At 68.3% G+C, this 278-nt stretch carries 1 protein-coding gene; it reads left to right on the plus strand.

Going from position 1 to position 278, the window contains the following annotated elements; all coding sequences use genetic code 11:
* Positions 1 to 278, plus strand: a 278-nt coding sequence (locus ACFZPT_RS26675) for a tetratricopeptide repeat protein (RefSeq protein WP_379559128.1), incomplete at both ends; no start/stop codon positions are given.

Consider the following 278-nt stretch of genomic DNA (forward strand, 5'->3'; position numbering starts at 1 on the left):
CTGCTGGATCGCGCGGGCGAACAGCCGCTTGCCCTGAACGCACTCGGCATGGATGCGCTCGGTCGCCGGGACTTTGCGTCAGCCGCCGCCTTCTTCGATCGGGCCATTGCCGCGGACCCGCGCGCGCCGGAATTGCAGATGAACCTTGCCAAGGCCTATCGCGAGGCGGGCGATGTCGCGGGAGAGGAACGGGCGCTGCTCGGCGCACTGGCGGTCGACCAGACGCACTTCATGGCTTTGGTCCGGCTAGCCGAACTGCACGAGCGCACGGGCGATCT

Origin of the sequence: Pseudomonas sp. MD330_10 (assembly GCF_042610415.1) — a bacterium.
Classification (GTDB): Bacteria; Pseudomonadota; Gammaproteobacteria; order Pseudomonadales; family Pseudomonadaceae; genus Aquipseudomonas; species Aquipseudomonas rhodesiae.